This window comes from Micromonospora sp. C28ISP2-4, assembly GCF_030519385.1.
GTDB lineage: Bacteria > Actinomycetota > Actinomycetes > Mycobacteriales > Micromonosporaceae > Micromonospora > Micromonospora tulbaghiae.
The window spans coordinates 163,405-189,779 of the sequence record NZ_JAUMKG010000004.1 but is presented as its reverse complement, the minus strand read 5'-3'; the positions used below and the strand labels follow the sequence as shown (position 1 = coordinate 189,779).

The window sequence follows — 26,375 nt, the reverse complement described above, 5'->3', positions numbered from 1 at the left end:
CCTCCAGCCAGTCAGCCCCGTGCCACCAGTCGCGCGATCTCCCGCGCCATCCGCGCGGTCTCCGCCGCGTCGCAGCGGTCCCGGCGTACCCGGTGGCTGCGCCCGTCCACCGCGCCGAGGCTCAGGTCGCACGCGCCGGGAGTGGTCCGGCCGAGCGCCACTGTCACGGCCGGCTCACCGGCGTCGACCTCCGAGGTGTGGAAGCCGCCGGCGCGCAGCGCGTACGAGTCGCCCGCGGAGTGTGTCTCCACCGCCGCGGTCATCGCGGTGACCAGCCGGTCGGTGGCGGCCATCTCGTCCACCTCACCGAGGCTGTGCACCTCGTAGATCCGCCAGGCCGGGTCGGCCGGCGCGTCGTCGACCTCGATCAGCTCGTTGCGGACCGTGCCGTGCAGCACGTGGCTGAGCAGGTCCCAGCTGTGCGAGTGCATGGTGGAGGTGGTCGGGCGCACCGGCGGCGGGTCGGCCGGCCAGGCGTGCACGCAGATGCCGTCCGGTCCGTCGCGTTCCACGGGCAGGCAGGTGAAGCCGAGCGGGTGCCGGACCGCGCGCAGCGGCCGCCGCCCGTCGGCCACGTCGCCGAGCACGTCCAGCACCCAGCCGCGCAGCATCTCCGGCCGGGTGCCCCGGTCGATCTCCCGTTCGAGGTCGGCGTAACTGGTCATGAGTAGGGGTTCCTCGCCTGGACGGCCTTGCCGATGATGTCGGCGACCTCGCGGTCGCCGAAGGACCGGGGCAGCGTCAGGCCGAGGGCGGTGAACAACCGCCGTACCTGCTCGACCGACGGCTCGTCGTCGAGCTTGACCTGGGCCGCCGCCTCGATCGGCACGCGCCGGCTCTGCCGGCGGCTGTAGTCCAGCTCGATGTTGAAACGGTTGTAGTAGACCTCGCCGCGGTCGATGCGCAGCGCGGGCGTCTGCGGGTTCTCCTGGGTGATGACGACGCAGGACGAGGAGAGGTCGTAGCGGAACGTGGTCATCTGCGCGGAGAGCCGGACGTCGACGGTGAGCAGGCCGGATCGTTGCAGGTGCCAGCAGGCGGCCAGCACCGTCGCGTACGACTCCTTGCGGGTGCGGTCGACGGTCCAGGGCTCGCCCGGCGCGTCCGGGTCGAGGCTGCGCCGGAACCGCGCGTACCGCTCGCACACCTCCTCGTCGGTCGGGTCGATGATCTCGATCGCGACGGTGAGCGTGGCGTTGCGCCGCCGGGCGTGCTCCAGGCAGTCCGGCAGCGTGACCGCGCGCAGGAAGGTGCCGGTGCCGCCCTTGAAGCTCCACTGGTCGGTGTGCCGCCGCGCCTCGGCGAGCGCCTGCCCCACCTCGCTGCCGTGCAGCACGCGCACCATGGAGACGCTGTCGATGGCCTCGCGGGCCCGGTTCAGCGCGCCCTCCGGGCCGGTGATCTCCTGCATCTGCGGCACCAGGTCGGTCAGCCGGTCACGGGTGTCCGAGATGACCTGGCGGACCTCCCGCTCGGTGGTGCGCCGGCGCAGCCGGTCCCGCAGCATCGCCTGCGCGAGCAGGCCCAGGACCAGCAGGATCGCGCTGTTGACGACCTCCTGGTCGACCGCGTTGGTGAGGCCGAGCACGGACACCGTGAGCGCCAGGACGAGGCCGATGAACGCGTCGAGATTGGTCACGACCCAGGCGAGCAGGCGCGTCATGACATCCCCCGGTCGACGACGGAACCTCCATGATAGCCCGCTGTCAATGTCGCCATCACGCCCTGTTCTGCGGCGGTGGCGGTGCGCCGTGGCGGCGGGCGGCGCAGATCAGCGAACCGCCGAGCCCCGGTGCGGCGCGGGCCAGCCGGCGCGAGGCCACCCACCGGCCGCCCGGCAGCCGCCAGCCGACCTCGTTCGACCGCAGCGCCACCGGCGTGAACCCGGCCCGGCGCAGCGTCCGGCGCAGCAGCGAGGCGGTGAACGGGCGGATGTGCAGCCACAGGTACGGGTGCAGCGGGTCGACCTGCCGCGGCGCCCGGCCGGCCAGGAACGCCAGCCGGTCCTGCACCGGCGCCAGGTTCGGGGTGGTGAGCACCAGCAGGCCGTCGGGCGCCAGCACCCGGTGACACTCCCGCAGCAGCGCCAGCGGGTCGTACACGTGCTCGATCAGCTCCCCGGCGAGCAGCCCGGCGAAGCTGCCGGCCCGGAACGGCAGCCCGCGGGTGGCGTCCAGCCGGACCGGCAGCGCCCGCCCGCCGGCCGACGCGTGGGCCGTGCGCAGCGCCGTCTCGGCCATGTCCGCGAGCACCACCGGACCGGGCAGCGCGGCCGGGTCGAGCATGCCGCGCGGCCCGCAGCCCAGTTCCAGCACCGGCCCGCGCCGGGTCACCCCCTCGGCCATCAGCCGGGCCGCGACCGCGCGGCGCACCCGGTGGTACGGGTCGTCGACGTACCCGTCGACCTCGGCGCCGTCGTGGTAGCGGTGGTGGTTGGCATGCCTGCCGTGCGCCTGCGCGCGGTGCGACGACGTCCCGGTCGGCGGCTCGGCCATCACCCCTCCACAGCGGACGCCGGCCCCTTCGGCGGCGTCCGCTCCAAGCCTCGCACCGGTCGCGCCCGGCGGCGCGGATCTCCACCCCGCCGGGCGTGGGCGGGAGTCAGATGGCGCGGGCCCAGTCCAGCCGCGTGCTGTCGTCGTACTCGTCGCCGGGGATCCACCACTGCTCGCCGAAGCCGCTGGTGGACACGATGATGTTGCCGCCGTCGGGGTACTCGTTCTCCGGCGGGATCGACAGCGCCGCGCAGTAGCGGCCGTCCGGGGAGAACACCGGCGACAGGTAGAACCGGGGCTCGTCGGTGAGCTTCTTCAGGCCGGTGCCGCCGATCCGCACCGACGCCAGCGACTGGTTCAGCGTCTCCAGGTCCGGATACCAGCGGTCGGTGCAGAACACCACGCGCCCGGAGTCCGGCGTGAAGACCGGCGAGAGGAACATCTCGCCCGCCACCGGCGTGTAGATCGGCCGCGCCGTGCCGGTCGCGAGTTCGAGTACGCGCAGTTGCCAGCCCTGCGAACGGCTGCGCCACCTCACGACGATCATCGAGCCGTCCCGGGACCAGTCCGGGTCGGTCATGGTGTGCCCCTCGACCAGCACCCGGGTGCCGCCGGTCGCCACGTCGACAGCGATCAGCCGGTCGTTGTTCTCCCCGGTGACCAGGGCGATCTCGGTGCCGTCCGGCGACCAGGTCGGCGCGCCGTAGTGGACGCCGAACGGGTCGGCGAGCAGCGTACGCTTCTGGCCGGTGATCCGGTCGTACACCGCCACGAACGGCTCCAGCGTGCCGTCGCCCGAGCGGGCCGTGTTGACCCACGCCACGTACCGGCCGTCCGGTGAGGCCTTGGCCTGGTCGCCGTTCGACAGCAGCTCCCGCGGCGTGGTGCGGCCCGGGTCGATCTGGAGCACACCCCAGCCGACGCTGACCAGCCACGACCCGTTCACCGCGTCGGCGGCGGACGCCGGTGCGGCGGACGCGACGGCGGGCCCGGCGGCCAGCCCGGTCGCGGCGGCGAGCCCGGTCAGCGCGGCGGTGCGCAGCAGGGCACGACGATTCATTGCGGTCATTCGACAACCCCCGTGATAGACGTGGCCCCCACCCTCGCGAGTGGATCGACGCACCGGAATCGGACGACCGGGCGCTTCACGTTCGGCTGCTCGTCCATCACCGGCGGTGAGCCCGGAGCGGCCCGGTACGCTCGCCCCGATGACCTCCGACGCGCTGCGCCGCGCACTCACCGAACCGGGCGACCCGCCGCTGCTCCCGCTGCCCGGCGTGGCGGTCGAGCTGCTGGCCGCCCTCGCCGCCCCGCCGCGCCTGGGCGCGCACCTGCGGCTGGTGCACGACGTCGCCTGGCACCTGACCGCCGCGTTCACCGACCGCTTCGGCGCGGTGCCGTTCGACAGGCAGGCGGTGCTGTTCGGCGCGGCCGTGCACGACCTCGGCAAGGTCGAGCATCCCGCCGAGCTGACCGGCCCCGGGTCGGCGCACGAGGAGGCGGGCTACCAGTTGCTGCTGCGCTTCGGCGTACCGGAGGAGCGGGCCCGCTTCGCCGTCACCCACGCGGCCTGGCACTCCCCCGGCGTGCAGCTGGAGGACCTGCTGGTCAGCCTCGCCGACAAGGTGTGGAAGGGCCGCCGGGTCACCGACCTGGAGCAGCTCGTGGTCGACCGGCTCGCCGGCATCACCGGCCAGGAGCGCTGGCAGACGTTCCTGGACCTCGACGACGTGCTCGCCGAGCTGGCCGCCGGCGCGGACCGCCGGCTGGCGTTCCAGGCCGAGCATCCGGTGTACGGCTGACGCCACGCCCGACCCCGGCGCCGGTGCGACGATGAGTCCGGCGCCGGCGGGCGGTCTTCCCTGAGTCGGTGTTCTCCGATCTCCGGGAGGAAGCATGAACACCAGCGAAGCGAGGGGCCGGGTACGGGCGTTCGTCACCGTGTCCCTGGACGGCTACGTCACCGGCCCGGACGACCACGCGGGCCAAGGCCTGGGCGTCGGCGGCGAGCGGCTGCACCACTGGGTGATGGGCGGGCCGTGGACCTACGACACGCCGCGCGAACCCGGTGCCGGCATGACCGACGAGGACCGCGCGTACTTCGACGAGATGCTCGCCGGCACCGGCGCCGCGCTGTGCGGGCGGGGCATGTACGACGCCGCCGGCGCGTGGGGCGGCCGGAACCCGTTCCAGGCTCCTCTTGTCGTGCTCACCCACCGCACCGCCGACCAGCCCGACCCGAGCGCAGGTTTCCTCATGGTGGACGGGTTCGACGAGGCGCTGGCCGCGGCCCGGCGCACGGCCGGTGACGGCGCGGTGGTCATCGGCGGGGGTGCCGACGTCATCCGGCAGGCGCTCGCGGCCGGCGTGGTCGACGAGCTGGGCCTGTCCACCGCGCCGGTGATCCTCGGTCGCGGGAAGCGGCTGTTCGAGGGCTTCGACCACGACGTCGACCTGGAGATCCGCGCCGTGCACCACTCGCGGTACGCCGTGCACGTCCGGTACGCCGTCGGCCGCCACCCGAGCGATACCGATTGACTTTCGATAGGTTCCGCGCGATAGTCGATGCATGCTTACCGCTCAACGCGCGGTCACACCACTCCGCGCATTCCTGGTCCTGCTGTTCGCGATCCTGGTGCTGTTCCAGACCATGTCGCTGCCCGGGCAGTTCGCGCACATGGCGCGCGAGAACCCGGACATGGCGTACCTGCGGTGGCCCGCCACCGCGGTGACGATCTTCTGGGTGCTGTGCGTGCAGGTGGTGATCGTCTGCACCTGGCACCTGCTCACCCTGGTCAAGAACGACCGCATCTTCACCGAGGCGTCCCTGGGGTGGGTCGACGGGATCGTCTGGGCGGTCGCCGCCGCCTGGGTGGTGCTGGTCGGCGTGTTCCTCTACGTGGGCTTCAACGCCGACGACCCCGGCCTGCCGCTGCTGCTGTTCCTGCTGGTCACCGGCGTCAGTGTGCTCGGGCTGCTGATGGTCGTCCTGCGCGCGCTGCTGCGCCAGGCCACCACGCTGCGCACCGACATGGAAGCGGTGATCTGATGCCGATCGTCGTGCGCATCGACGTCGAACTGGCCAAGCGCAAGATGAGCGTCGGTGAGTTCGCCGAACGCGTGGGGCTCACCCCGGCGAACGTCGCAGTGCTCAAGAACGGCCGCGCCAAGGCCGTCCGGTTCAGCACCCTGGAGGCCATGTGCCGGGTGCTCGACTGCCAGCCCGGCGACCTCCTCGAATGGGTCGCCGACGAGGAGGAACGATGAGATATCTGGCCGCCGCCGCAGCCCTGCTCGCCGTCGCGCTCGGCGTCGCCGGCTTCGTGTACGGGGAGGCCGACGACTCCCCCGGCCTCCAGCTCCTGTCCGCGCTGCTCGTCATCGGCGCGGTCGCCATCGGCGTACGCGTCGCCCGGCGTACCCGGTAGGGCCGGCGCCCCCTCGACACCGGCCCTGCCGCTCAACCCTTCACGCAGACGACCTGCTTGAGGTGGGCGACCACCTCGACCAGGTCGTCCTGCTGCGCCATCACCTCGGTGATGTCCTTGTACGCGCCGGGGATCTCGTCGACCACACCGGCGTCCTTGCGGCACTCCACACCGGCGGTCTGCGCGGCCAGATCCGCGGTGCTGTACGTCCGCTTCGCCTGCCCCCGCGACATCCGCCGCCCGGCGCCGTGCGACGCCGAGCAGTACGCGTCGACGTTCCCCTTGCCGCGCACGATGTACGAACCGGTGCCCATCGAGCCGGGGATGATGCCCAGGTCCCCCTTCCCGGCCCGGATCGCGCCCTTGCGGGTCACCAGCACGTCCACCCCGTCGTAGCTCTCCTCCGCCACGTAGTTGTGGTGGCAGGAGATCGGCTCGTCGTAGCCGACGTGCGGGAACGCGTCCCGGACCACCTGGCTCAGCAGGGCGAGCATGACCGCCCGGTTGCGGCGGGCGTACTCCTGCGCCCACCACAGGTCCCGCCGGTACGCCTCCATCTCCGGCGTGCCGGCGAGGAACACCGCGAGGTCCCGGTCCGGCAGGTCGGTGTTGTGCGGCAGGCCGCGCGCCACCGCCATGTGCCGCTCGGCCAGCTCCTTGCCGATGTTGCGGGAACCGGAGTGCAGCATCAGCCAGACCCGGCCGTCGTCCGCGCCGCCCTGCTCCAGGCAGACCTCGATGAAGTGATTGCCGCCGCCGAGCGTGCCGAGCTGCCGCTGCGCCCGGGTCTGGAGGTGGGCCACCTTCCGGTCCAGCGTCGCGAACCGCCGCCAGAACTCGTCCCAGCCCGCCTGCTCCAGCCCCCGGACCCGGCGCGGGTCGACCGCGTCGTCGCGCATCGCGAAGCCCACCGGGATCGCCGCCTCGATCGCCGACCGCAGCGGCGCGAGGTCGTCGGGCAGGTCGGCGGCGGTCAGCGAGGTCCGCACCGCGGACATGCCGCAACCGATGTCCACGCCGACAGCGGCCGGCGACACGGCCTGCCGCATCGCGATCACCGAACCGACGGTGGCGCCCTTGCCGAAGTGCACGTCCGGCATCACCGCGACGCCCTGCACCCACGGCAGCGCGCCGATGTTGCGCAGCTGCCGGGCCGCCTGCGCCTCGATCGCGTACGGGTCGGTCCAGACCCGGACCGGTGCCCGGGTACCGGCCAGCGGGGTGAAACCCATCGTCGTCTCCTTGCTCATGTCCGTCTGAGATAGGTGCCCCGGACACGAAGAACCGCCCGGCTCCGGTGTCGGGGCGGGCGGTTCGCGCGGATCGTCGCGCCGGCGCTAGACGCGCCACCACCCTGGTTGCCACTGCCGTCGCCGGCCCGTGCCCGGTTCGGACAGCAGGACACCGGCGCGCGGCGCGAGCCGCTCGGCGCGGGTGCGGTTCTGCTGCGACACGGCAGGCTCCCTGGTGGATCGGATCGACGTTGCCCGCTCACGGTACGGCGGCCGCGCACGGGCGGCAATGCGATATTCCTTCGGCGCGTCGGTGACGGCGGGGGCGACGACCGACGCACCCGCACCGCGGTTCCACTGTGCCGGGTGTGCCGGCGGCCCGGCTGTCAGCCGGCGTGCGCCACCGGGTGGCGCCGCATCTCCTCCATGAACGGGTAGCGCGCGGTCAGCTCGGCCAGCGTGATGCCGACCCGCCACGCGGCGGCCACCTGCGCGACCTGGAGCAGGTCGGTGGCGTCGCCCCGGGCCTGGACGTCGCCGTCCACCCGCAGGTCGATCATGAAGTAGCGGGCCTGGGAGCCGAGGCTGACGCAGACGACGCCCCGGGCAGAGGTCATCTCGGCGCAGGTGAACCGGCTGCGTCCCTGCTCGGGCGCGGTCACCTCGCCGACGTCGAGCTGGTGCGCGGCGGCGGTGGCCACGAGCGCGGGGGCGAGACCGCCGGGCTCGACCAGGTCCGGGTAGAGGCGCACACCCAGTGCGGCCGACACGTCGCTCATGACTGACTCCCACTTCCTCGTGACAGAGACCAGCAGCGCGCAGGTTACGGGTGTGTTTCCGGCACGCACGGCCATCCTGTCCCGCGCGACCGCTCCGGGGCAATAGGAACGCCCCCATCGAACACCTCCGAGGTAGGCTGCCGCCCCATGGCGCTGATCCGGTGTGACTTCTTCTCCGAGGCGCTCGGCGTGGGCACCTCGATGACGGTGCTCCTGCCCGATCGCGGCGCGGCCGGGATCGGCGTGCCGGGCGCGACCGCCGACGGTGACCCGCCGGTGCTCTACCTGTTGCACGGCCTGACCGACGACGACACCGTGTGGACCCGGCGCACCTCCATCGAGCGGTACGTGGCACCGCTGGGGCTGGCCGTGGTGATGCCGCAGGTGCAGCGCAGTTTCTACTGCGACGAGGCGCACGGCAACCGGTACTGGACGTTCCTCAGCGAGGAGCTGCCCGAGGTGTGCCGGTCGTTCTTCCGGCTGTCCAGCCGCCGTGAGGACACGTTCGTCGCGGGCCTGTCGATGGGCGGCTACGGAGCGGTGAAGTGGGCGCTGCGCCACCCGGACCGGTTCGCGGCGGCGGCCAGCCTGTCCGGCGCGCTGGACGTGACGCGTCGCCGCCACCATCCGACCCATCCGGTCGACCCGGCGGTGTGGCACACCGTCTGGGGTGACGGCCCGGTGCCCGCCGACGACGACACGGTGGGGCTGCTGGAGCGCTCCGGCGACGACCTGCCCGCGCTCTACGTCGCCTGCGGCACCGAGGACTTCCTGTACGAGGACAACCTTCGGTTCCTCGACGTGGCACGCAAGCGCGACGTGCCGGTCACAGTCGACTTCGGTCCGGGTGACCACGACTGGGCGTACTGGGACGCGCGGATCTCCGACGTGCTGGCCTGGCTGCCGCTGCGCACGCGCTGACGAGGTGAGCGCGTGCGCCGACCGCGCCGGCTCAGACGCCGACGGTGCCGTCGATCGCCTCGCGGATCAGGTCGGCGTGCCCGTTGTGGCGGGCGTACTCGTGCAGCATGTGCAGCATGACCAGGCGCAGCGAGACGTCCTCGCCCCAGCGGGCCTGGTGACCTGTCACGTCGAGCGAGGCGGCCTCCCGCTCGATGCGCCGGGCGTGCTCGACCTCCCGGCGCCACGCCTCGAACGCCTCCGCCGCGTCGGCGTCGCGGGCGTCGTACGCCTGCTGGAAGTCGCCGCTGTCCGACCACACCAGCGGCACGTCCTCGGCGGCGATGACCCGGCGGAACCAGGTGCGCTCCACCTCCGCCATGTGCCGGACCAGGCCGAGCAGCGACAGCGTGGACGGCGGCGACGCCGGCCAGCGCAGCTGCTCGTCGGTCAACCCCTCGCACTTCAGGGCCAGCGTGGCCCGGTGGAAGTCGAGGAAGGCGCGCAGCGACTCCCGCTCGTCGGCGAGCAGCGGCGGGCCGATCCGTTCGGTCTCCATGAGCGCCAGCCTAGCCACAATCGATCATGGTGGAACGACCGCGTCACCGCAGTGACGAACCGGCCACCGGGAAGTCGAACCAGGTGTCCGGGTACGGCTCGTCGACGTATCGGTAGTGCCACCACTCCAGCGGATAGTTCTCGAAGCCCTGCGCGGACATCAGCCGTCGCAGCAGGTCGCGGTTGCTCCGGGCGGTGCCGCTGATCCGCGCGTCGGCGGTGTGGGCGCGCGGGTCGAAGCAGTCGAACCCGGTGCCCATGTCGATCGAGTCGTCGGCGAAGCGGCGGCCCGCCGGCTCGGTACAGGGCACGAGCGGCTGGCCGGGCGTGTACGCGGGCTGCGCGGCGGCGGAGACCGGGACCAGGGTCAGGTCGACGGTGCTGCCCCGGCTGTGCGCGGTGGGCGCGCCGATGTAGCCGTCGGCGAACAGCCGGTCCTTGGGTACGCCGGGGTAGAACTCCCCCTTCATCCGCTGCTCGCCGGGGAGTTTCGCCCAGGCGACGAAGTCGTCCGCCGCGCGCTGCGGGCGGTAGCAGTCGTACACCTTGAGGCTGTGCCCACCGGCGAGCGCGGCGGTCTGCACCCGGTGCAGCGCCTGCGCCGCCGGTCGGGTGAGCAGGCAGCGCGGTTCGGCGTACCCGTCGATCGGCCGGCCGACGAAGTTGTGCGGGCCCGCGTACCGGATGTCGGTGCGGACGGTGGGGTCGACGGTGCTCAGGTCCACGAAGTCCGCCGGGGCGCGCGGGCCGGTCGGCGTGGGTGACGGCGGCGCGGACGGCGACGGGGACGGCGCCGGCCGCTGGCAGGCGCCGGCGAGCAGCGCGGCCGTGACGGCCAGGACCGCCGTCGCGCGTCTGCCGGTGCCCACCCGCCGTGTCTACCAGCCCGCGTGGGCCGGCATCGGCGGAACCGGTGGTCAGCCGCCCAGCACGGTACGGAGGAAGTCGACGGCGGCGGCGTCGTCGTCGATGCCGCCCGCCTCGTGGCCGTTGAACCGCCACACCGTCAGGTCCTTCTCGCCCCGGTACTCGTGGTAGGCGGCGTAGACGGTGGACGGCGGCGTGATCTCGTCCATCAGCGCGACGGAGAACCGGGCCGGCACCGTGGCGCGGCGGGCGAACGCGACGCCGTCGACGTAGCCGAGCGTGCGCAGCGCCTGCTCCTCGCGGTCCCGGTGCACTGCCAGGTAGTCGCGGATCTCCCGGTACGGCGTGGCGTCGGTGATCGTGACGGCACGCGGGATGTCGCAGAGGAACGGCACGAGCGCCACCGCCGCGCGTACCCTCGGCGCCAGCGCGGCGGCGGCGAGCGCCGCGGCGCCGCCCTGGCTGTGACCGAGCACGGCGATCCGGTCCGGGTCGACCGCCGGCAGCTCGCACGCGGCGTCCACGGCTCGGACCGCGTCGGTGAGGAAGCGCCGGTAGTAGTACCGGTTCGGGTCCTCGATCCCCCGGGTGGCCATGCCCGGCGCCTGCGGTCCGGCGGCGGCGACGTCCGGCGTGTCGCCCCGGCTCCACCCCGAGCCCTGCCCGCGCGTGTCCATCTGCAGGTGGGCGAAGCCGGCGGCGGACCAGAGCAGGTTCTCCAGCGCGTGGCCGCGACCGCCGCCGTACCCGACGTACTGCACGACGGTGGGCAGTGGCTGCGTCGCGCCGCGCGGCACCCGCAGCCAGGCGCGGATCGGCTGTCCGGCGAAGCCGGGGAACGTCACGTCGAAGACGTCGACACCTGTCAGCGGCGTGGGCAGCGGTGTCGCCGACACGGGGTCGCCGCACGAGCGCGCCTGTGCCAGAGTGTCAGCCCAGAAGGCGTCGAAGTCCGCAGGCTCGTGCAGGTCGCTGCGGTAGGTACGGAGTTCGGCCTCGGTCAGGTCGGTGAACACGCCTCGGAATTCCTCGTCGTTCGTCGGGGATGGACGGCGAGCCGTCGGAAGATGGCGGGCGCATTTCCGGAAGGTTTCCGCAACTCGTGCGAACGCTAGGGCCGGTCCGGCCTGTCGTCAAGCCCTGGGCGTACGGCAAGATGTGCGTGGGGCGGGACGGTCTACCGGTCGGTTCCGGCAGCCGGCGAAGGGAACACGGGTGAGCGCGGACGACGAGCGCAGGGTGACCATCACCGCGATCGCACGGGAGGCCGGCGTCTCGGTCCCGACCGTGTCGCGCGTGCTCAACGGGCGTTCCGACGTCGCGCCGGACACCCGGGAACGGGTCGAGGAGCTGCTGCGCCACCACGGCTACCGGCGCCGGGGCAGCCGTACCGTGCGCCGGGCGGACCTGGTCGACCTGGTCTTCAACGACCTGGACAGCCCGTGGGCGGTGGAGATCATCCGCGGCGTGGAGGACGTCAGCCACGCCGCCGGGGTCGGCACCGTCGTCTCGGCGATCCACCGCGAGTCCAGCTCCACCCGGCAGTGGCTGCACAACCTGCGCGCCCGCGCGTCCGACGGCGTGATCGTGGTGACCTCGCACCTGAGCCCGGCCGTGCAGGCCCAGCTGCGGCGCCTCAACGTGCCGGTGGTGGTGGTCGATCCGGCCGCCGGCGTGGCCGCCACCGACGTGCCGGCGATCGGCGCCACCAACTGGACCGGCGGTCTGGCCGCCACCGAGCACCTGCTCAAGCTCGGCCACCGCCGGATCGGCTTCGTGGCCGGCCCGCCGCACCTGCTGTGCAGCCGGGCCCGGCTGGACGGCTACCGGGCCGCGCTGGCCGCCGCCGGAGTCGCCGCCGACGACCGGCTGGTGCAGCCCGGCGACTTCTACCACGCCTCCGGGTTCACCGCCGGTGGCGCGCTGCTCGACCTCGACGACCCGCCGACCGCCATCTTCGCCGCCAGCGACCAGATGGCCTTCGGGGTGTACGAGGCGATCCGCCGCCGCGGGCTGCGGGTCTGCGACGACGTGAGCGTGGTGGGCTTCGACGACCTGCCCGAGGCGCGGTGGGCCTCACCGCCGCTGACCACTGTGCGCCAGCCGCTGGTGGAGATGGGCCGGCTCGCCGCGCGCACCGTGCTGCGGCTGGCCCAGGGCGACGAGATCGACTCGCCCCGGGTCGAATTGGCGACCGAACTCGTCGTACGGGACAGCACCGCTGGGCCCGCCTGCCGCTGATCCGGGCCGCCCCTTTCAGTCCTGTTCCGGAATTTCCGGCTCCCGCAGGGCCGACCCGGCCGACATGGCGACGGCGGCGGCGTTGCGGCGACGCCGGGCCAGCAGCAGCGCTCCCCCGGCCGTCAGCACCGCGCCCACCGCCACGGTCACGCCCGCGCCGGGCCGCGGCCCGGGTGCCGCCCCGCCGCCGGTCAGACCGGCGTGCCCGGCCAGGGCCGAGGCCGCCCCGCCCGCCGCGGGCGCCGACCGGTCCAGTTCCCCCGGCTCGACCAGCCGTCCCACCGAGGCGTCGCGCGGCTGCGCGAACCCCCAGTCCAGCAGCGCCGCGCCCTGCTGCCAGCCCCGCTGCGTGGTCACCTCGGCGCCCAGCAGCGTCACCACCAGGCGCCGCCCGCCGCGCTCGGCCGCGCCGACGTACGTGTGCCGGGCCAGGTCGGTGAAGCCGGTCTTGCCGCCGAGCGCACCGGGGTAGTGGTCCAGCAGCATGTTGTCGTTGGAGATGGCGAACGCCTTCGCCCGCTGCGCCGGCTGGGCCGGTATCTGCGCGGACCGGGTGGCGGCGTACCTGCGGAACGCCGGGTCGGCGAAACACGCCCGGGCGATCAGCGCCAGGTCGTAGGCGCTGGTGAACTGCCCCGGGCCGTCCAGCCCGGACGGGGTGACCGCGTGGGTCTGCCGGGCGCCGAGCCGGTGCGCCTCCTCGTTCATCGCCCGTATCCCGCCGGCCAGCCCGTCCGGGCCGCCGCCGAGCCGGGCGAGCGCGTTGGCCGCCTCGTTGCCGGAGCGCAGCAGCAGGCCGAGCCAGATCGTCTCGATCCGGTAGCGCCCGCCCTCGACCAGCCCGGCCGCCGAACTGCCCGGTTCGACAGCCAGGTCCCCGGCGGTGACGGTGACCTCCCGGTCCGGGTCCAGCCGGGGCAGCATGGTGGCGGCGAGCAGGAGCTTCTGCACGCTCGCGGGCACGCCGTACTCGTGCGGGCCGCAGCCGCCGAGCACCGCGCCGCTGTCCAGGTCGGCGACCACCCAGGAGGTGGCGGTCACCGCCGGCGGCGCGCTCGACGCGGGCGGGACGACAAGGCCCGAGGTGTCGAGCGCGGCGCCCCCGACGGCCCGGGCGGCCGGATCGGGCGCCGGCGGCGGCTGCGGTGGCCGGATCGACGGGGCCGGCACATTCGGGCAGGGCGGCGCGGCCGGCAGCCGGCGTACGGGCACGCGGGCGGCGGCCACCGCCGGTGTCACCGGCGCCGGCAGCAGCAGGGCGGCGGCCAGCGCCACGAAGGGTCCCCAGGTCCTCATGACCCGGACGCTAGCCACGCCGACCCGAACGGGTCACCGGGTCCGGGATTCGCGTTCCGGCGCCCCAGGCGCGCGGTAGGGTGCCGCCGGGTCAGGCGCGGCGGCGTCCCCGGCGGCGGGATCGGCTCCGGCGGGCGGCGAGCACCGCGGCCACCCCGCCCACCGTGAGCGCCAGCAGACCGGCGACCGGCACGATCACCCGCCAGTCCCCGTCGCCGATGCGTTGCAGCGCCGTCCCGGCCGGCCCCCGCCACGGCGGGGAGGCGGTACGGGTGGGCTCGGCGGCCGGTGCCTGCCGGGGCTGCGCCGCCTGGGCTTCCCGCTCGCCCGGCTCGACCAGCCGGCCGACCGAGGCGTCCCGGGGCAGCCGGAAGCCCCAGTCGAGCAGCTGGGCGCCCTGCTGCCAGCCGCGTACCGGACGGGCCTCGGCGCCGAGCAGCGTCACCACGAGGCGGCGTCCGTCCCGTTGCGCGGCGCCGACGTAACTGTGGCGGGCCAGCTCGGTGAAGCCGGTCTTGCCGCCGAGCGCGCCGGGATAGCGGTAGATGAGCTGGTTCTCGTTCTGGATCTGGAACCCGCCCTTCTTCAGCGCGGGCTGGGCCGGGATCTGCGTGCGCTCGGTGAGCGCGTACCGGCGGAACGCGGCGTCGGCGAAGCAGGCCCGCGCGATGAGCGCCAGGTCGTACGCGCTGGTGAACTGGCCGGGACCGTCCAGCCCGGACGGCGTGACGGCGTGCGTCTGCCCGGCGCCGAGCCGGCGGGCCTGCTCGTTCATCTCGGCGACGCCGGCCTGTGCGCTGCCGGCGCCGAGGCGGGCCAGCATGTTCGCGGCGTCGTTGCCGGACTGCAGCAGCAGTCCCAGCCACAGCGTCTCCACGCTGTAGCGGCCGCCGACGAGCAGGCCGACGGCCGAGCTGCCCGGCTCGATGTCGAGGTCGGCGCGGGTGGCGACGGCGACCTGCTTGGGGTCCAGCCGGCTCAGCATGGTGGCGGCCAGCAGCAGTTTCTGGGTGCTGGCCGGGGTGCCGGGGACGTGTGCGCCGCACGCGCCGAGGACCGCACCGGTGTCCAGGTCCGCCACCAGCCAGGTGGTGGCGGTGACCGCGGGGGGCGCGGGGCTGCCCGGTGGCACGACCAGCCCGGTGCCGGCCAGCGCCTCGCCGCCCACCGCCGCCTGTTCCGGTGTCGTGGCCGGGGGCGTCGGGCGGGGCGGCCGGCTGACCTTCGGAGCGGGCAGGCGCGGGCAGGGAGCGGTGGCGGCGGGTGTCGCGGCCGGGGCGGCGGCGGATGTCGCCGGTGTGGCGGCCGGGGCGGCGGCGACCGGGGCGGGCGCCCCGGCGGCGAGCAGGGTGACGGCGGTGGCGGCGGCCAGGACCCGGGCTGTCATGAGAAGGCACCCTACCGAGCCCGATGATCAGGTCCGGACGGCTCACCGGTGTCGTGACGCCGTGGCGGTCGGGCGGCCCCGTGCGGTGACCGGCGCGGGTGTCAGCGCACGCCTCGCAGCCACCACCGCTGCCACGGCGTCTCCACCGCGCGCCGGTGATAGCGGGACCGGACCCAGGCCACCGCCCGCGCGGGCGGCAGCCCGTCCAGCACGGCGAGCGCGGCCAGCGCGGTGCCGGTGCGCCCGACGCCGCCGTGACAGGCCACCTCGACCCGCTCCCCCGCGTACGCGCGCCGCCGCGCCTCCCGCAGCGCGTCCAGGGCGTCGGCGCGGTCGGACGGGATCCAGAAGTCGGGCCAGCGGACGCGCCGGGCCGGCCACTCCGGCTCCGGACCGGGCGCCAGCAGCAGGGCGAAGTCGGCGGGCGAGGCGGGCCCGGCGACCCTACGTCCGCGTACGGTGGCACCCCCGGGCAGCGTGAGCAGGCCGGCCTGATCGGTCCACGGTGTCGCGTCCATGGCTCATTGTGTCGTGTCACCCGGACACGTGAGTGCCCGCCGGACGAGGTCCGGCGGGCACTCACGATCGAGCCGGGTCGTCCCCGGCGCGCCCCGGATCAGCCGAGGCGACGACGGCGCCAGGCCATGGACGCCAGCAGCAGCACCGCACCGGCGGCGGCGAGGCCCCCACCGAGCTTCAGCGGCGTGCCGATGCTGTCACCGGTCACCGGCAGACCGCCGTGGTGCGGCGACTTGGTCGGCCGCGGCGGCAGGACGGTGCCGGTGGCGCTCGCGATCCGCCCGGACGTCAGGCCGGTGGCGGTGAACGTGTACCGACCCGGCCGGGTCGGCCGGTAGGTGACGGTGAAGTTGCCGTTGGCGTCGGCCGTCACGGTGAACGTGGTCGGCGCGGGCTGAGGCTGGGCGCGGTTGGGCGTGTAGGCGACGGGCGCCATCGCCACCGTGCTGCCGTCGCTGCGCCGCGCGGTCCCCTCGGCCGGGGCGGCCGCGGGCAGGCCCGAGATCGCCACGTCGATCCGCACCGTCTCGTTCGGCGCGAAGTTCGAGCCCCGCAGGGTGAACGTCTCGCCGAGCCGGATGGTGGTCGGTGAGACGGTCAGCGACGCGACCTCGGGCGGGTAGACCGGGGGCTGCGGCTGCGCCGCCCCGGCCGCGGTCGGCACGGCCGCTACGGCCAGGCCCACCGTGAGCGCCATGATGATGCGGGATAGCCGCATGATGGATTCCCTCCTACTGTTCACAGCTTGGTGCGTTGACTACTTGGGTGGTCCATGGGGTGACGGTGGGCGTGTGCACCAGCTCGGCCGTCCCGGCGCCGGTCTTGCCGGTGAGCACCGTGACGTCGAGCGTCCGGGTCTGCCCCGGGCGGGCCTCGACCTTCGCCACCGCCACCTGGCGGCGGCCGTCCGTGCCACTGCCCATCGCGGTGTCCCGTCCGTCAAGCCGGCCGGTGAGGACCGCGCCGCCGGTGGGCGTGTGCACGGAGACGAAGGTGCGTGCGGTGTACTTGTCGCCGGCCAGAGCCAGTCCGGTGACCGACTTGCTCAGGCCCGACTTCGGGGCGGTGGAGTGCACCGTGACCCGCAGCCGCAGCTCGCGGCGCCCGTCCGGGTGGCATTCGCCGACCGTCACGGTGGCCGAGAACCTGAGGTAGTAGCCGAGCTTCGCGCCGCTGCCGTCGTTGAGGAACACGCCGACGGTCGGCACGGAGTCCTTCTCCGGGAGCTGACCGGCCAGCCGGCTGCCGGCCAGTGCGCGTTGCTCCTCAGATCGGACACTCCAGAACAATATCCGACGTTCATTGATTGAACGGGTAAAAACGGTCAAAAGTGCACGCGGGTCGACCGTCTTGGTGAACAGGGTGTCGAAGACGCCCGAGGCCGCCTTGGTGAAGTACTCGTCCTGGTCCTTCGTGTCCAGGTCCCGGTACGAGTCACTGAGGAGCGTGCGTACGGCGGTGGCGGCGGCGAGCGACGGCCCGTCCGGCACGTTCACCGGTCCCACCACGCCGAGCAGGTACGACAGGACCACCGGGTCCACCGCCAGCACGCCGTCCACCGTGGTGCCGGTCCGGCGACGCACCATGTCCCGGTAGAGCGCGGCGGCGGCCGGGAAGTCCGGGTTGAGGTTCACGTCCGCCGGATAGACGCCCGGCAGGTCGCCCCAGAGCCGCTGCGCCTCCGCGTCGACCTTGAGTGGCGGGTCGAAGAACCGCAGGTCGGAAGAGCTGCCCTGCTTCACGAGGCGAATCCGTCCACCCTCGGCGCGCAGGACGGCGTACGCGCCGAACATGCCGCCCGTGGCGCGCAGCTCGGCCGGGTTCTGCGAGACCAGAAGATAGCTGCGCGGCCCGTCCGCGCCGAGCAGTGGCGGCAGCAGCCGCGCGCCGCGATCAGCCGCCGAGGTCAGCTGGCCGAGCTGGTCCAGCTCGGTGCGCAGCGCCGTGACCGCGTCGCGTACCTGGGTCACGAGGTCGCCGGTGGGCACCTTCCGCAGCCGGTCGGCGGTCGTGCGCACCGCCTGGTCGGCCGCGGAGACCTCGGCCGAGACGGCGCGCAGGCGGGCCAGGTCCAGCTTGCCCTGCTTCGGCACCAGCGAGGCGAGGTCGACGCGCAGCAGCGTGGGGAACGCGAGCCGGGCCAGGTCGTCCACCGCCACCGAGATCTTCCGTACCGCGGCGAGGTTGTTCCCCGCGTACGGGGTCTGCTGGCCGACCCACCACACCGGGTCCCCGGTCTCTCCGCGCGCGGCGGCGGCCTGCTCCTGCAACGCGGCGAGCGTGCGCTGGGCCCGGGCCACGTCGCCGTCGAGCACCTGGGCGCTGAGTTCCCGGGCCAGTCCGGCGGCATTGACCAGATGGGCGCGGGCCTGCCAGCCCCGGAACGCGACCCAGCCGCCGGCGCTGAGCAGCACCGACACGACGACCAGGCCGGTCAGCAGGATCCGGCGGACCCGAGCGCGCCGGCGCCGGCGCGAGCGGCGCCGCCGGACGGGCGTGGCACCAGGTCCGGTCACGGATTCCCCCTACGTGTCGGTCGAATCGGACACAATTCGCGATCGAGTGCTTTTTAGCACGAGAAAGTGCCTGTTCGAGGCGTTATTCGACACTCTGATGAATTAGGTGCTGTGTGCGAGTTTTGTTCGGTTCGGCGTCTGCTCGGCCGCCTCGTGCAGCAGCGCCTCGATCCGGTCCACACCGGCCCGCATCGACATGTCCCGCAGGTACGCGTCGCGGCCCCGCCTGCCCATGTCGAGCCGGGCGGCCGGTGGGATGGCGGCAGCCAGCCAGAAGCGGTCGGCCAGCGCCGCCCAGTCCTCCGGCGGGCAGGACAGACCGGCACGGGCCCGCTCCACCACCTCCGCCGTCTCCCCCGCGGCGGAGGCGACCACCGGCGCGGCGCAGGACAGCGCGGCCTGGAGCTTGCCGGGCACCCGGCCGCGCAGCTCCGGCAGGTCGCGCTGGGCCACGAGCTGGTAGTCGGCGGCGGCGTAGAGCTGCGGCATGTCCACGGCGGACCGTCGTTCCAGGAACCGGACGTTCTCCGCGCCGAGGTCGGCGGCGAGCCCCCGCACCCGCCGCTCCTGTGGGCCCGATCCCACGAGCACCAGGTCCATCCGGTCGCCGAGCGCCGCCGCCGCGCGGACCGCCGTCTCCAGATCCTGGCGCGCGCCGATCGTGCCGGCGTGCATCACCACGCAGCGGTCGTCCCGGCGGACCAGCCGCCGCACCGCCGGGCCGGCCTGGGTGGGGCGGAAGATGCGCTCGTCGGTCCAGTTCGGCGCCGTGCGCACCCGGCCCGGGTCTGCCCCACCGGCGCGGACCAGATCCGCCATGGACGGCGAACCGACCGCCACCACTGCCGCCTCCCGGTAGAGGCGACGGGTCGCGGCCCCCAGCCGCGCCGGCCACCCGCTGTCCCGCTCCGCGCGCCCGTCCCGCTCGGTCCACACGTCCTGCACGTGCAGCACGGCCGGCGTACGGCCGAGCAGCCGCAGCAGCCCGGTGGCGGCGAACGTGACCGCCGGGTGGCCGTAGACGTAGAGCACGTCGACGTCGCGCAGCAGGCCCCGGCCGGCCAGCGCGGCGCTGCCGGCGAAGGACAGCCAGGTCGCGGTGCGGGCACGGGCGGAACCGTCGCCCGCGGCGTACCGGGGCACCCGGCGCACGGTCAGCCGCTCGCTGTGCGTCTGGTGCCGCCAGCGCTGCCGCCAGCCGGGATACACGTGGCCGCCCGGGTAGTCCGGGAAGCCGGTGAGCACCCGTACCTCGTGGCCCCGGGCCACCAGTTCCTCGGCCAGGCTGCCCGGGACGAACGCCGGCTCCGGCGGGAAGTGGTAGGTGAGGATGCCGACCCTCATGACCGCTCTCCCGGCGCGGCTTTCCGGACGGCCGGGCGCCGCACCGCGTACGATTCCCGCATCCCCTCTGCGTCCGGCCGCGACCGCCGGAAGAACGCCGTCGCGGCACCCTCCGTCGCGACCGCGCCGACGAGAGGGGTGCAGATGGTCGACGAGGTGCTCTTCGTCTGCCACGCGAACATGTGCCGGTCACCGATGGCGGAGTTCATCGCCCGCCGGATGCTGGCCGGCCTGCCGCTGGCGGTGGCCAGCGCGGGGACCGACGCGATCGACGGGGCGGCGATGCACCCGTACGCGGTCGAGGTGACCGCGGCCACCGGCGCGGACCCGGCGGCCTTCCGGACCCGCCGGCTGCGCCCGGAGCACCTGACCGGTGCGGCGCTGGTGCTGACCGCTACCCGCCGGCAACGCTCGGCCTGCACGGCGCTGGCGCCGGCGGCGCTGACCCGGACGTTCACGCTGCGGCAGTTCGCCCGGCTGGCGGCCGAGGCCCGCCCCGCCGAGGCGGAGGCGGACGCGGGCACGCCGTTGCGGGCCGCGGTGTCGGCCGCGGTCCGCGCCCGGGGGCGGCTGCAACCCGCCGCCCCCGACGCGGAGGACCTGCGCGACCCGATCGGCGGCTCGCCGGCCGACTTCCGGCGCTGCGCCGAGGAGATCGAGCGGTCGATCCGGCCCGTGCTCGCGCTCATCGCGACAGCCGGGTGAGTTCCTGCGTCCGGTCGCCCACGGCCTTCGCGCCCCGGCGGGCGTCGGCCCGGTCGGCCGGCACGGAGGGCGCCGCGGGCGGCACGACCACCTTGTACGCCTCGTACTGGTAGGCGTCCGACTTGGCCACCTTGGCCATGTTGAGCACGCAGCCGAGCAGGCGCACCGAGACCGAGCTGAGCGCCTGCGCCGCCGCCGCGACCTGGCTGCGGGAGGTACGCCCCTGCTGGGTGACCAGGAGCGCGCCGTCGGCCTGCACGGCCACCACCACGCCGTCGGTGACCGCCAGCAGTGGCGCGGTGTCAATGACCACGATGTCCGCCGAGTCCCGCAGCGCGACCAGCAGGTCCGCCATGGACTTGGAACCGAGCAGCTCGCTCGGGTTGGGCGGGGTGGCGCCGCTGGGCAGCACCAGCAGGGACTTCTCGCCCCAGCGCTGCACCACGTCACCGACCTGGACGTCGCCGACCAGCACGTCGGTGAGGCCGACGCCGCCGTCGAGCCCGAGGTAGTCGGCGACCTTGGGGCGGCGCAGGTCGGCGTCGAGCAGCAGCACCCGCCAGCCCGCCTCGGCCAGCGCGATGGCGGTGTTGCAGGCCATCGTGGTCTTGCCCTCGCCCTGCAGCGCGCTGGTCACCGCGATGACCCGGGCCGGCTCGTGCACGTCCACGAAGCGCAGGTTGGTCCGCAGCTTGCGGACCGCCTCGGCCCGGGCCGAGGTGGCCGCGTCGCCGACGATCAGCGGCGCCGAGCGCGCGCCGGTCTCGTAGGGGATCTCGCCGAGCAGCGGACTGCCGGTGACCCGTTGCAGCCCGGCGCCGTCGCGCATCCGGACGTCGGCCACTCCGCGCAGCACGGCCAGGCCGACGCCGGCCAGCAGGCCGAGCAGACCGCCCAGGACCAGGTTGCGGGTGGGCTGCGGCGAGACCGGGTTGGAGGTGACACGGGGACCGCTGACCACCTCGATCTTGATCGGCGGGGCCTTGCCGTCCGGCGGCGTCTCCACCTTGCGAACCAGCTCGGTGAACTTGGTCGCGAGCATCTCGGTGGTCTTCAACGCCCGGGTCTGGTCGGTGTCGGTGATCGTCGCCTTGAGCAGGACCGTACCGGCCGTGGCGGTGGTGTGGATCCGGCTGCGCACCTGGTCGGCGGTGAGGCCGAGCGGCGCGTCGGCGACCACGCTCTGCGCCAGCCGGTCGCTGGTGAGCAGGTCACCGTAGGACTTCACCCGCTGCTGGAGGAAGAGGCTGCCCTGGTAGGCGTCGGTGACCCCCTGGCTGGGCGTGGTGACGAAGAACGTCACCGAGGCCTCGTACCGAGGCGCCGTCCGGACCGTCACCAGCGCGGCGGTGCCCAGGCCGAGCATCACCGTCACCAGCACGATCCACCAGTGGCGTCGGACCAGGCGCAGGTAGCCGAGAACGTCCATCACGCTCCCCCTCGCGACACGCCGGTCTGCCGATGAAACTGCACGAAAGCCCCCTAAAAACCCCAGTCGCCGTGCCAGGATCGAATCGCCTATTCACGACGTTACGTGACTGGACGACAGTAAACGACCGAACAGGCACAGACGGTCTATTCCTTTCAATACGGATAGGACACAGAGGGCAGCCCATGGATCGTGACGCGATCACAGCCGTTCGACCGCCCGGCCGGATCACCCACCGCGCCGCCACCCTTTCCCTGTTAACGCTGGACACGGCCGCGTGGTGCGGAGGATTTCTCGGCGCGGCCTGGACGCGGTACGAGTTCGACCTCACCGCCGCCGCCAGCGCCCGTACGCTCGGCCTGGCGCTGGCCTGCGCCGCGCTGTACGCCGCGCTCACGCTGCTGCGGTCCCGGCTCTACGGCCGGTATCCGATCGGCAGCGCCGGCGACGCGCAGGGCCTGGCCGTCACCGTCGCGCTCGTCACCGCCGCCGGATTCGTCGCCGTCCTGCCGTGGACGCAGCACCCGGTCCCGGCCAGCACGCCGCTGGTCGGCGGCGCGGTGGCGCTCGTGGTGATGGCGGGCGCCCGGGGACTCTGGCGGGCGCACGCCGACCGCCGGCCGCCCGCGGCACGACACGCCGAGCGCTGCCTGATCTACGGCGTGGACGCCGCGAGCGAGCGGCTCGTCCGGGTGCTGCTGCACGACCCGGACAGCAGCTACCGGCCGGTGGGCCTGCTCGACGACGCACCCGACAGCCGCGGCCTGCGGCTGGAGCGGCTGCGCGTGCTCGGCGGCCGGGAGCAGATCGCCGCCGCCGTCCGGGCCACCCGGGCGAGCACCGTCATCTTCTCGATGAGCGGCTCCGACCCGCAGCTGCTGCGCGACGTGCGCACCCGCACGCTGGAGGCCGGGGCGGCGTTCAAGGTCCTGCCACCGGTACGCGAGGTGCTCGACCGCCCGGTGGCTGCCACCGACGTCCGCGACCTCCAGCTCACCGACCTGCTGGGCCGCGCGCACCGGGTGGCCGAGCTGAGCGTCGAGCGCGGCGGGCTGGCCGGGCGCCGGGTGCTCGTCACCGGCGCCGGCGGCTCGATCGGCTCGGAGCTGTGCCGCCAGATCGCCCGCTGCGAGCCCGACGAGCTGATGATGCTCGACCGGGACGAGTCCGCGCTGCACGCCCTGCAGATGTCCCTGCACGGCCGAGCCCTGCTGGACGGGCCGGAGCTGATCCTGGCCGACATCCGCGACGCCGAGGGCATCGCCCGGGTGATCGCCGACCGGCAGCCCGACGTGGTGTTCCACGCCGCGGCGCTCAAGCACCTCACGCTGCTCCAGCGCCATCCGGGTGAGGCGATCAAGACCAACATCATGGGTACGCTGAACGTGCTGGAGGCGTGCCGGGACGTGGCCGAGTTCGTGAACATCTCCACCGACAAGGCGGCCAACCCGGCGAGCGTCCTCGGCTACTCCAAGCGGATCACCGAGCGGCTCACCGCGTACCACGCGCAGCGGCTCAACGGGCGGTACCTCAGCGTCCGGTTCGGCAACGTGCTCAGCAGCCGCGGCTCCGTGCTCACCGCGTTCCAGGCGCAGATCCGGGCCGGGGTGCCGATCACCGTCACCCACCCCGACGTGACGCGCTACTTCATGACCGTGCAGGAGGCGGTGCACCTGGTGCTCCAGGCCGCGACGATCGGCCGGGGCGGCGAGGCGCTGGTGCTCGACATGGGCGAGCCGGTCCGGATCGCCGACGTGGCGCGGCGGCTGGCCGCCGAGGCGGACCGCCCGGTGGAGATCGTCTTCACCGGTCTGCGCCCGGGCGAGAAGCTGCACGAGCACCTGTTCGGCGCCGACGAGGTGGACAGCCGGCCGCTGCACCCGCTGATCTCCCACGTCCCGGTGCCCGAGCTGGACCCGGACGAGATCCGCGGGCTCGACCCGTACGCCGACCCGGACGAGCTGATCAAGCGGATGGCCGCCTTCTGCGACCCGGCCGCGGTGTCCCTGCCGGCGCTGCCCGGGCAACGCTGACCCGTCGGCGGATGGGACGCCCCGACCACGTGATGAGACGGGCGTCCCATCGGCACGGCTCGGCTCGCCGCCGGTGGCGGCGCCCGTTAGGGTTGGTCCCGGTGTGCCGGGAAGCCTGGTCGGCGATGGTTCCGCCGACCCCAGCTTCCGAACGGACGCCGCATGCCCGAGCACACCCCGCACCGGTCCCGCCTGCTGTCCCGCCGCTCCTGGCCGGAGGCCCGCTTCCTGGCCGACGTGCTGCGCACCGAGACGGTCGGCGGCGGCCTGCTGCTGCTCGGTGCGGTGCTCGCCCTGATCTGGGCCAACTCGCCGTGGCGGGCCGCGTACGCCGAACTGAGCCACTGGGTGCCCTGGCCCGGCGGCGCCGGCCTGCACCTGGACCTCGACCTGCGCACCTGGGCCGCCGACGGGCTGCTGGCGATCTTCTTCTTCGTGGTCGGGCTGGAGCTCAAGCGCGAGTTCGTCGCCGGTGACCTGCGAGACCCGCGGCGCGCGGCGCTGCCAGTGATCGCCGCGCTCGGCGGCATGATCGCGCCCGCGCTGATCTACCTGGCGGTGACACTCGGCGCCGGCGGCGCCGGCCTGCGCGGATGGGCCATCCCCACCGCCACCGACATCGCCTTCGCGCTCGCCGTGCTCGCCGTGGTCAGCTCCCACCTGCCGCAGGGGCTGCGCGCGTTCCTGCTCACCCTCGCGGTGGTCGACGACCTGTTCGCGATCACCATCATCGCGGTGTTCTACACCGCCGACTTCCAGCCGCTGCCGCTGCTCGGCGCACTGCTGCCGATCGCCGCGTTCGGGCTGCTCGTGCAGCGCCGGCGGACCTGGTGGTGGGCGCTGATCCCGCTGGCGGTGGCCGCCTGGACGCTGGTGCACGCATCCGGCGTGCACGCCACGGTGGCGGGCGTGCTGCTCGGTTTCACAGTGCCGGTGCTGCGCGGCCGCGACGGCGCGCCCGGCCTGGCCGAGCGGCTGGAGCACCGCTGGCGGCCGGTCTCCGCCGGCCTGGCCGTGCCGGTCTTCGCCTTCTTCGCCGCGGGGGTGACGCTGGTCGGCGTGGACGTGGGCAGCGTGCTGGCCAACCCGGTGGTGATCGCGGTGGCCGCCGGGCTGGTGCTCGGCAAGGTGATCGGCGTGTTCGGGTCGACGTACCTGCTCGCCCGGTTCACCCGGGCCGAGCTGGACGAGGAGATCACCTGGGCCGACCTGCTCGGGCTGGCGCTGCTGGCCGGCATCGGCTTCACCGTGTCGCTGCTCATCGGCGAGCTGGCGTTCGGCGCCGGCAGCCCGGAGGAGGACGGCGTCAAGGTCGCGGTGCTGCTCGGCTCGTTGATCTCCGCCCTGCTCGCCTCGGTGGTGCTGGTCCGGCGCAACCGGGTCTACCGGCGGATCAGCGAACGGGAGAGCCGGGACGCCGACGGTGACGGCGTGCCGGACGTCTACCAGGAGGGCCCGGCCTGAACCGGTGCGTCGGGCGTGACCACACGGTCACGCCCGCCGCGCGGCGGTACGCCTCAGCGCCGTCGCTCGGCCGGGCGCGGCTCGCGCTTGGGCTCCGATTCCTCGAGCGCCTCGGCGGCCGGGCCGGTGAGGTCGTCACCGGGCACGGCCACCTCCTCGGCGCGGTCCAGCTCGTCCTCACGCCCGCCCGGCGGCGGCTCCGGCGCGGTGGCGCCCCCGGCGAAGCCGTACTCGTTGGGCTCGTCGTGCCTGCTCATGGGCGGAACCTCCCGGTCGTGCGATTCGTCCTCCGCCGGGCGGTCACCGCCACGGCGCTCACCCGGGCTACTTACCCACCGGAGCGCTCTCCGATCATCGGGCGCCACCGCGCCACTCACGTCGGTTCCGCTCAGGTCAGCTCGGAGACCGCCTCGAAGATCAGCCAGAGGCCGCAGATGGCGAACAGCACCGCCGCGCCGTAGCGGATGGCCCGCTCCGGCAGGTGCCGGCCGAGCATCCGGCCCACCAGGATCGCCAGCGCGTCCGCGGCCACCATGCCGAGCGTCGACCCGAGCCAGGTGCCGAACCAGCCGTACTTGGTGGCCAGCGTGATGGTGGCGAGCATGGTCTTGTCACCCAGCTCGGCCAGGAAGAACGCCACACCCACGGCGATGACCGCGGACCGGCCGCCGCGCTCGGCCTTGCGCTTCTCCTCCTCGGTCAGCTTGTCCCCGCGCAGCGTCCAGGCGCCGAAGCCGAGGAACGCCAGACCGGCGATCAGCGAGATCCAGTCGGTGGGCAGGGCGGCGTTCAGGCCGTACCCGATGGCCACCGAGGCCAGGTGGACGACGGCGGTGGCGATCGTGATGCCGATGAGCACCGGCACCGGCTTGAACCGCGTGGCGAACGTCAATGCCATGAGCTGGGACTTGTCACCCAGCTCGGCGACGAAGATGACGCCGAAGCTGACCACCAGCGCGACGAGGAAACCCTCCATGTGAACCTTCCCGATCAAAGCCGGGAGGAGGAACGGGGGCGCCCTCGACCCGGCTGCGACAGCCTGAGTCGAAGGTCTCGCCCGCCCCGGGGACCGGGGCCGCGTGGCCGGATGCGGAACGCACCAGTGTGTCGACCACGACATTGGGGGCTACTCCCCTTCGCGCCGCCCAGCCTAGCCGATCACCGGCGGACCCGGTCACCGGG

Annotated in this window: 28 protein-coding genes; 10 read left to right on the top strand and 18 right to left on the bottom strand. The window is 74.0% G+C overall.

Annotated features, from left to right (window positions below):
* Positions 1-11: 11 nt before the first annotated feature.
* The 4 genes from Q3W68_RS17035 to Q3W68_RS17020 all read right to left on the bottom strand — a co-directional run bounded on the left by Q3W68_RS17035 (position 12) and on the right by Q3W68_RS17020 (position 3,555).
* Positions 12-665: a hypothetical protein gene (locus tag Q3W68_RS17035; protein ID WP_302906365.1), complete on the bottom strand. Its 654-nt coding sequence runs from the start codon at positions 663-665 to the stop codon at positions 12-14.
* On the bottom strand, positions 662-1,663 hold the full coding sequence (locus Q3W68_RS17030) for a hypothetical protein (RefSeq protein WP_091418084.1): 1,002 nt from the start codon (positions 1,661-1,663) through the stop codon (positions 662-664). The genes Q3W68_RS17035 and Q3W68_RS17030 overlap by 4 nt, the downstream gene beginning before the upstream one ends.
* Positions 1,664-1,718: 55 nt before the next feature.
* Complete coding sequence (locus Q3W68_RS17025; RefSeq protein ID WP_302906364.1) at positions 1,719-2,495, bottom strand: bifunctional 2-polyprenyl-6-hydroxyphenol methylase/3-demethylubiquinol 3-O-methyltransferase UbiG; 777 nt, start codon at positions 2,493-2,495, stop codon at positions 1,719-1,721.
* Positions 2,496-2,601: 106 nt separating this feature from the next.
* The gene (locus Q3W68_RS17020; RefSeq protein WP_302906363.1) at positions 2,602-3,555 is read right to left on the bottom strand and encodes an LpqB family beta-propeller domain-containing protein; all 954 of its coding nucleotides are present in this window, start codon (positions 3,553-3,555) and stop codon (positions 2,602-2,604) included.
* A gap of 148 nt (positions 3,556-3,703) precedes the next feature.
* On the opposite strand from Q3W68_RS17020, the gene Q3W68_RS17015 reads away from it, so the two are divergent.
* From Q3W68_RS17015 to Q3W68_RS16995, 5 genes are all read left to right on the top strand, one after another.
* Positions 3,704-4,297 (top strand): HD domain-containing protein, encoded by a 594-nt coding sequence (locus Q3W68_RS17015; RefSeq protein WP_302906362.1) that lies wholly within the window; start codon positions 3,704-3,706, stop codon positions 4,295-4,297.
* Positions 4,298-4,391: 94 nt separating this feature from the next.
* Complete coding sequence (locus tag Q3W68_RS17010) at positions 4,392-5,033, top strand: dihydrofolate reductase family protein (RefSeq protein WP_302906361.1); 642 nt, start codon at positions 4,392-4,394, stop codon at positions 5,031-5,033.
* A gap of 31 nt (positions 5,034-5,064) precedes the next feature.
* On the top strand, positions 5,065-5,544 hold the full coding sequence (locus Q3W68_RS17005; RefSeq protein ID WP_013476640.1) for a DUF2975 domain-containing protein: 480 nt from the start codon (positions 5,065-5,067) through the stop codon (positions 5,542-5,544).
* Positions 5,544-5,762, top strand: a complete 219-nt coding sequence (locus Q3W68_RS17000; protein WP_013476639.1) for a helix-turn-helix transcriptional regulator — start codon at positions 5,544-5,546, stop codon at positions 5,760-5,762. The genes Q3W68_RS17005 and Q3W68_RS17000 overlap by 1 nt, the downstream gene beginning before the upstream one ends.
* Complete coding sequence (locus Q3W68_RS16995; protein WP_302906360.1) at positions 5,759-5,923, top strand: hypothetical protein; 165 nt, start codon at positions 5,759-5,761, stop codon at positions 5,921-5,923. Before Q3W68_RS17000 ends, Q3W68_RS16995 begins: the two co-directional genes overlap by 4 nt.
* A 32-nt stretch (positions 5,924-5,955) precedes the next feature.
* Here the strand turns inward: Q3W68_RS16995 and Q3W68_RS16990 are convergent, their stop codons facing one another.
* Both Q3W68_RS16990 and Q3W68_RS16985 read right to left on the bottom strand, forming a co-directional pair.
* The gene (locus tag Q3W68_RS16990) at positions 5,956-7,155 is read right to left on the bottom strand and encodes an RtcB family protein (RefSeq protein ID WP_302906359.1); all 1,200 of its coding nucleotides are present in this window, start codon (positions 7,153-7,155) and stop codon (positions 5,956-5,958) included.
* A 386-nt stretch (positions 7,156-7,541) separates the two neighbouring features.
* On the bottom strand, positions 7,542-7,934 hold the full coding sequence (locus Q3W68_RS16985; protein ID WP_120569714.1) for a hypothetical protein: 393 nt from the start codon (positions 7,932-7,934) through the stop codon (positions 7,542-7,544).
* 147 nt (positions 7,935-8,081) lie between these two features.
* On the opposite strand from Q3W68_RS16985, the gene Q3W68_RS16980 reads away from it, so the two are divergent.
* Positions 8,082-8,855: an alpha/beta hydrolase family protein gene (locus Q3W68_RS16980; protein ID WP_302906358.1), complete on the top strand. Its 774-nt coding sequence runs from the start codon at positions 8,082-8,084 to the stop codon at positions 8,853-8,855.
* 31 nt (positions 8,856-8,886) lie between these two features.
* Here the strand turns inward: Q3W68_RS16980 and Q3W68_RS16975 are convergent, their stop codons facing one another.
* From Q3W68_RS16975 to Q3W68_RS16965, 3 genes are read right to left on the bottom strand one after another with little or no spacing between them, the layout of a single operon-like run.
* Positions 8,887-9,393, bottom strand: a complete 507-nt coding sequence (locus Q3W68_RS16975) for a DinB family protein (RefSeq protein WP_302906357.1) — start codon at positions 9,391-9,393, stop codon at positions 8,887-8,889.
* A 43-nt stretch (positions 9,394-9,436) separates the two neighbouring features.
* Positions 9,437-10,261, bottom strand: coding sequence for a M15 family metallopeptidase (locus Q3W68_RS16970; protein WP_302906356.1), 825 nt, complete (start codon positions 10,259-10,261; stop codon positions 9,437-9,439).
* Between the two features lie 48 nt (positions 10,262-10,309).
* Complete coding sequence (locus Q3W68_RS16965; RefSeq protein WP_302906355.1) at positions 10,310-11,275, bottom strand: acetylxylan esterase; 966 nt, start codon at positions 11,273-11,275, stop codon at positions 10,310-10,312.
* Positions 11,276-11,474: 199 nt separating this feature from the next.
* Here Q3W68_RS16965 and Q3W68_RS16960 point away from each other — a divergent pair, with 199 nt between their 5' ends.
* On the top strand, positions 11,475-12,500 hold the full coding sequence (locus Q3W68_RS16960) for a LacI family DNA-binding transcriptional regulator (RefSeq protein WP_302906354.1): 1,026 nt from the start codon (positions 11,475-11,477) through the stop codon (positions 12,498-12,500).
* A gap of 15 nt (positions 12,501-12,515) precedes the next feature.
* On the opposite strand, the gene Q3W68_RS16955 is transcribed toward Q3W68_RS16960, so the two are convergent.
* The 6 genes from Q3W68_RS16955 to Q3W68_RS16930 all read right to left on the bottom strand — a co-directional run bounded on the left by Q3W68_RS16955 (position 12,516) and on the right by Q3W68_RS16930 (position 19,562).
* Positions 12,516-13,796, bottom strand: coding sequence for a D-alanyl-D-alanine carboxypeptidase family protein (locus tag Q3W68_RS16955; protein ID WP_302906353.1), 1,281 nt, complete (start codon positions 13,794-13,796; stop codon positions 12,516-12,518).
* A gap of 91 nt (positions 13,797-13,887) precedes the next feature.
* A complete protein-coding gene (locus Q3W68_RS16950; protein WP_302906352.1) occupies positions 13,888-15,183 on the bottom strand; it encodes a D-alanyl-D-alanine carboxypeptidase family protein in 1,296 nt (431 codons plus the stop codon).
* 101 nt (positions 15,184-15,284) lie between these two features.
* Positions 15,285-15,701: a protein-tyrosine phosphatase family protein gene (locus tag Q3W68_RS16945; protein WP_302906351.1), complete on the bottom strand. Its 417-nt coding sequence runs from the start codon at positions 15,699-15,701 to the stop codon at positions 15,285-15,287.
* Between the two features lie 98 nt (positions 15,702-15,799).
* On the bottom strand, positions 15,800-16,420 hold the full coding sequence (locus Q3W68_RS16940; RefSeq protein ID WP_091418035.1) for a hypothetical protein: 621 nt from the start codon (positions 16,418-16,420) through the stop codon (positions 15,800-15,802).
* A 13-nt stretch (positions 16,421-16,433) separates the two neighbouring features.
* Entirely contained in the window at positions 16,434-18,218 is a 1,785-nt protein-coding gene (locus Q3W68_RS16935; RefSeq protein WP_302906350.1) for a DUF4012 domain-containing protein, read from the bottom strand.
* 102 nt (positions 18,219-18,320) lie between these two features.
* Positions 18,321-19,562: a glycosyltransferase family 4 protein gene (locus Q3W68_RS16930; protein WP_302906349.1), complete on the bottom strand. Its 1,242-nt coding sequence runs from the start codon at positions 19,560-19,562 to the stop codon at positions 18,321-18,323.
* Positions 19,563-19,706: 144 nt separating this feature from the next.
* Between Q3W68_RS16930 and Q3W68_RS16925 the strand changes: the two genes are divergently transcribed.
* Positions 19,707-20,267, top strand: a complete 561-nt coding sequence (locus Q3W68_RS16925) for a low molecular weight phosphatase family protein (RefSeq protein ID WP_302906348.1) — start codon at positions 19,707-19,709, stop codon at positions 20,265-20,267.
* Here Q3W68_RS16925 and Q3W68_RS16920 read toward each other — a convergent pair.
* Positions 20,248-21,696 carry a polysaccharide biosynthesis tyrosine autokinase gene (locus Q3W68_RS16920; RefSeq protein WP_302906347.1) on the bottom strand — a complete coding sequence of 483 codons (1,449 nt, stop codon included), beginning with the start codon at positions 21,694-21,696 and terminating at the stop codon, positions 20,248-20,250. The two genes, Q3W68_RS16925 and Q3W68_RS16920, sit on opposite strands and share 20 nt — an antisense overlap.
* A gap of 185 nt (positions 21,697-21,881) precedes the next feature.
* On the opposite strand from Q3W68_RS16920, the gene Q3W68_RS16915 reads away from it, so the two are divergent.
* Both Q3W68_RS16915 and nhaA read left to right on the top strand, forming a co-directional pair.
* The gene (locus tag Q3W68_RS16915; protein WP_302906346.1) at positions 21,882-23,729 is read left to right on the top strand and encodes a nucleoside-diphosphate sugar epimerase/dehydratase; all 1,848 of its coding nucleotides are present in this window, start codon (positions 21,882-21,884) and stop codon (positions 23,727-23,729) included.
* Between the two features lie 162 nt (positions 23,730-23,891).
* Complete coding sequence (gene nhaA / locus Q3W68_RS16910; protein ID WP_302906345.1) at positions 23,892-25,193, top strand: Na+/H+ antiporter NhaA; 1,302 nt, start codon at positions 23,892-23,894, stop codon at positions 25,191-25,193.
* 53 nt (positions 25,194-25,246) lie between these two features.
* On the opposite strand, the gene Q3W68_RS16905 is transcribed toward nhaA, so the two are convergent.
* Together Q3W68_RS16905 and Q3W68_RS16900 are read right to left on the bottom strand one after the other, a co-directional pair.
* Positions 25,247-25,450, bottom strand: a complete 204-nt coding sequence (locus tag Q3W68_RS16905; protein WP_302906344.1) for a hypothetical protein — start codon at positions 25,448-25,450, stop codon at positions 25,247-25,249.
* Between the two features lie 131 nt (positions 25,451-25,581).
* Positions 25,582-26,169, bottom strand: a complete 588-nt coding sequence (locus Q3W68_RS16900) for a TMEM165/GDT1 family protein (RefSeq protein ID WP_302906343.1) — start codon at positions 26,167-26,169, stop codon at positions 25,582-25,584.
* Positions 26,170-26,375 lie beyond the last annotated feature (206 nt).